The sequence below is a fragment of the Bradyrhizobium sp. LeoB3 genome (genome assembly GCF_055456055.1).
Genome location: NZ_JBVBEF010000214.1, coordinates 1 through 4,641, shown reverse-complemented (window position 1 = coordinate 4,641; position 4,641 = coordinate 1). Strand labels below are relative to the sequence as shown.

2 protein-coding genes are annotated in these 4,641 nt (G+C 61.0%); both read left to right on the top strand.

Going from position 1 to position 4,641, the window contains the following annotated elements:
* Positions 1-638 precede the first annotated feature (638 nt).
* Positions 639-2,042 carry an MEDS domain-containing protein gene (locus ACZXDY_RS44785; RefSeq protein WP_464349877.1) on the top strand — a complete coding sequence of 468 codons (1,404 nt, stop codon included), beginning with the start codon at positions 639-641 and terminating at the stop codon, positions 2,040-2,042.
* A gap of 526 nt (positions 2,043-2,568) precedes the next feature.
* Complete coding sequence (locus tag ACZXDY_RS44780) at positions 2,569-4,485, top strand: PAS domain-containing sensor histidine kinase (RefSeq protein WP_464349876.1); 1,917 nt, start codon at positions 2,569-2,571, stop codon at positions 4,483-4,485.
* The last annotated feature ends 156 nt before the right edge of the window (positions 4,486-4,641 follow it).

The following is a 4,641-nucleotide window of genomic DNA, read 5'->3' as shown; positions in this document are numbered from 1 at the left end:
TCTGATCGACGAGGCCAAATCGAGATCGACCGGTTGCGGCTCGCGGCCGCGGCGTGCGAATGCCACGGCAATATGCGTCTCGAATTCGAGAAGATCTTCGCGATGAATACGGCCCGACCTATCTCATTGGCCGTGCCGGATGAAGCGCGTATCCCCTGAAGGGAAGCGTGGTTTTGCATCACGGTAAATCCAGTTGCCCTTGTCGCAGAAGGGTCACAAGCGGCGTTCCGGCGGTCGGCCCGCTGCTTCCACTTTACCCTTGGAAGCTGACGGTTTGAAGCCGCGCTGGACTTCGCATTTGGGCCACACGCGGATGTCGTCGGTGGATGAGCAACCCACGACCTTAGCCGACGAGGATGCGCCCTGTGGTAAAGCCCCCGATGCGTCTCAGAGGATGGATCAACTGTCAGCATCACTGACGTGCCCTCAGCAAAAAAAGCTCCTGGCGCTCTCGATCCCGAGGAGGAAATTCATGGCCGACCACAAGAAATCCGCTTAGTCTTCCTGACCGCTCGGGTCGAAATGCGATACTGAGCTAGATCACCATTATGATCAAAACGCCAATCGCTACTGCTGCTACGGCCGCAGTAGAACTTTGGTTTGCGCAACCGGAACGTTGGAAATTGGAGGTGACCCCAATGACAACAGAGATGCGGAAGACCGGAATCGACGTCGTTGGCGACATGGTGGCCTGGGGTGCCCACTTTTGCCTCTTCTATGAGACGAAAGAGGATCTCCTCGACTCGTTGATCGCATACTGCAAGTCGGGTTTGGCAAGGGAGGAGTACTGCCTGTGGATTGTTGCCGAGCCTTTGACGATCGAAGAAGCCACAGCTGCGTTGAAAGCCGCGGTGCCTGACCTTGATCGACACCTGGCGGACTCCAGGATGGAGATTGTGTCGGCCCGCGATTGGTTTCTCCAGGACGGCACGTTTGACGGCAAGAGACTGACAGACGCTTGGTATGAGAAGCTCGCTCGCGTATCGGCCAGAGGTTACGCCGGCATGAGAGTGACCGGGGATACCACCTGGCTAGCAAAGAAGGACTGGGGACACTTTTGCGACTATGAAGATGGTCTCAACGAGGTTATCGGCAATCAGAGCCTTGCCGTGCTGTGCACGTACCCGCTTGCGACGTGCGGAGCTCCCGAAATCCTGGATGTGGTGCGTACACACCAGTTTGTCCTCGCAAGGCGACACGGGAATTGGGACATTGTCGAAACCGCCGCGCTCAAGCGAGCCAAGGCCGAAATCAAGGGGCTCAATGAGGAACTCGAACAACGTGTCGTAGAACGGACCAACCAGCTGATGCTAGCGTCGGAAGCGTTGCGTGAGGCGCAGACGCAGCTCGCGCACGTCAATCGCGTCACAACGATGGGAGAGCTCTCGGCCTCGATTGCCCATGAAGTCATGCAGCCAATCACGGCGACAGTTACCAATGCCCAAGCTGCCTTGCGCTTTCTAAACGCCCAGCGGCCCAATCTGGAGGTGGCCCGGCGGGTGCTTGGTGACACCATCAAGGAAGGCAACCGAACCATCGACGTCATCGAGCGGATCCGTGCCCTAAACAAGAAGGCGCCCCCACGGAAGGATGCCTTTGAGATCAACGGTGCAATCCTTGAGGTCATTGCCCTGACCCGTGGCGAAATAGTGAAGAACGGCGTCTCGGTGCAGACCCAACTCGCGGAGGGCTTGCCGCTCATTCAAGGAGATCGAGTCCAACTGCAACAAGTGATCCTCAACTTGATCATCAACGCCGTCGAAGCGATGAGCGCGGTCAGTGAAGGGGCGCGAGAGTTGCTAATTAGCACCGAGAAAGATGCATCGGGCGGGGTGCTTGTCGCCGTGCGGGATTCGGGCCCGGGACTGAACCCGGAGAGTTTTGCCCGCCTGTTCGACGCATTCTACACCACCAAGCCCGGTGGCATGGGCATGGGACTATCGATCTGCCGCTCGATCGTCGAAGCTCATGGGGGACGAATATGGGCCTCTCGTACGGCCGGCCCGGGTACAGCCCTTCAATGTATCCTGCCTGTCGGGTGAGAGTGTAAACGCAAAATTGCACTCGTTCTCGCAACCCCGACGTCGTGAACGGTAGCCTGCCGTTCCGGGAGGGTGTTCTTGGGCCTGAAGTCCGGAATGGGTCCAGTCGCGTCATTTTTGACCCATTCGCCGGATGTCTGCTTATCCCCTGACAGCGGCGGAATAGCAGACATCCCCCAACTGCGGCTTGGGGCCAGAAGCGGTAAAGCTCGGAACGGACATATGTCTTCCGGTTCACCTCCGATTGCGACCGGTCGAGCGGGCATCTCTATCGGCAGCGTGCTTACCACCCGACGTTCGCCCAGCCGCAACTTGGCACGCTGGACGGCTTGAGCGGGCGAACGGCCATCGAAGGTCGGCCGCCGGTGGTCTCCCTCGGCCTGCGCCGCGCTGTTCGGTGTCGCCAGCGCTCCGCGGCTGCCGCTTTACCCGCAAGGTGGATTGGGACAGACTGATGCCGCAAATGGGTGACTGGCGGTGCGAGCCAGCGGCTTTGCTCCATCGCTCTGGAGATGGGAGCGTCAGCTTGCCCGATTGGCCGAACGAAAGGGACCGACCCAGTGGCGGCACTGGGAGCCCCCGCATGTCCCTGGCGAGGCCTAACGCGCGGACGGAGCAAGTGCAAACCAATCTAAATTCGGCGACGATACCGACGTCGCCTTTTCTCCCGGTTATTTGCGCTGCCATCGCTATCGGGATCTTCGTCGCTGACACAACTACCCCCGCAGAGTTCGCCTTCGGCGTGCTGTACGTCAGCGTTGTGCTGCTAGCGGCCAGGTTTCTTCAGTGGCGCGGTGTTGTACTCGCGACATTGGCATGCATGGCGCTGACGGTGCTAAGCCATGTTCTGTCGCCGCACCAGGTATCGCTAAGCATCGCCGTTGCAAACCGCCTTCTCAGCCTTGCGACGATCGGCGTTGCGAGTTTCCTCGCCGTGCAAAGCCAATCGAGAGAACTGGTGCTGCGCGAGCAGGCCGGCCTCCTCGACCTCACCCACGACACCATCTTCGTGCGCGACATGAACGACACCATCGTCTACTGGAATCGTGGCGCCGAGGAGCTGTATGGATGGAAGAAAGCGGAAGCCGTCGGCAAGGTCACTCACCAGCTCCTGCAGACGGTCTTCCCCGTGCCGCTCGAAGAGATCACGGCAGGGTTGCTCCGCACGGGCCGCTGGCAAGGGGAACTCGTCCACACGAAGAAAGACGGCACGCCGGCAATCGTGGCGAGCAGGTGGTCTCTGCAACGGGACGCGCGGGGCCATCCGGTCGCGACCTTGGAGACCAATAACGACATCACCGAACGCAAGCGGGTGGAGGATCTGACCGGCCAGGTGTTCGAGAATTCACCCGATGGGATCTGTGTCATTGGACGCGATTGTCGGTTCCAACGCGTCAACCCGGTGTACGAGCGGATTTGGCAAATACCGGCCGACAGATTCGTCGGCCAGCACGTTGGGGATCTGCTGGGTACCAAGGTTTTTGAGCAGGAGATCAAACCGTATTTGGACCGCTGCTTCGCAGGAGAGGACGTCGGCTTCGAGGGTTGGTTTGCCTATCCTGTCGGCCGGCGCTACCGGGTCGTGACCTATTCGCCTCTGCGGCTGCATTCAGAGGGGGTCGAGGCTGCGCTCTCGATCGTTCACGACCTCACGGACCACATGCTGGCCTCCGAAGCCTTGCGCGCGGCGCAGGCGGAGCTCGCGCATGTCAATCGCGTCACGGCGATGGGCCAACTGACGGCCTCGATCGCCCATGAGGTCAGTCAGCCGATCGCCGCGGTGGTCACCAACGCCGGCGCCGCCTTGAACTGGCTCGGCGCTGAGCCGCCCAACCTGGACCAGGTCCGGGAGATCCTCGGCCAAATCGCTGATGACGGCAACCGAGCCGGCCAGGTCATCGGCCGGATCGGCGCCCTCATCAAGAAGGCGCCGCCGCGCAAGAGTCGGTTCGACCTCAACGAAGCCATCCTCGAGGTCATCGCGCTGGCCCGCAGCGAATTTCTAAAGCATGGCGTCTCGCTGCAGACCGGGCTCGCGAACGGCCTCGCGGCCGTGGACGGCGACCGCATCCAACTCCAGCAGGTTATCCTCAACCTGATCCTCAATGCGGTCGACGCCGTGAGAGGCACCGACGAGGGAGCACGGGAGGTGCTGATCAGCACGGAGGCGGATGCCGCGGGCGGCGTGCTCGTCACCGTGCGCGATTCCGGCATGGGGCTGGACCCGAACGATGCGGAGCGCGTGTTCGAAGCCTTCTTCACGACCAAGCCGGAGGGTATGGGCATGGGCCTCGCCATCTGCCGGTCGATCATCGCCGCTCACGGGGGACGGATGTGGGCGAGCGCCAATAAACCTCGCGGCGCGGTGTTTCAGTTCACCCTACCTCCAGAATCGGACGAGACCGCTCGCGCAAGGCCCGCCGGCCAGATGCCGGCGGTGTGAGGTTGCAGGTTTTGGGGGTGAAACCGGTCCGTTCTCGGCGGCGGCTGTCCTTACTGTGCTCGCCATCTGGTCGAAACGTCGGCTAGACTGTATGTCCCCTCCACAAAATGAGGCGACTCACCCTCAATGTTGCGACGAGGGTTGCCTGGATGGACC

What these genes read in the sequence shown, in the direction of transcription:
- ACZXDY_RS44785 (WP_464349877.1), top strand. Translation starts at nt 639, where the DNA reads ATGACAACAGAGATGCGGAAGACCGGAATCGACGTCGTTGGCGACATG.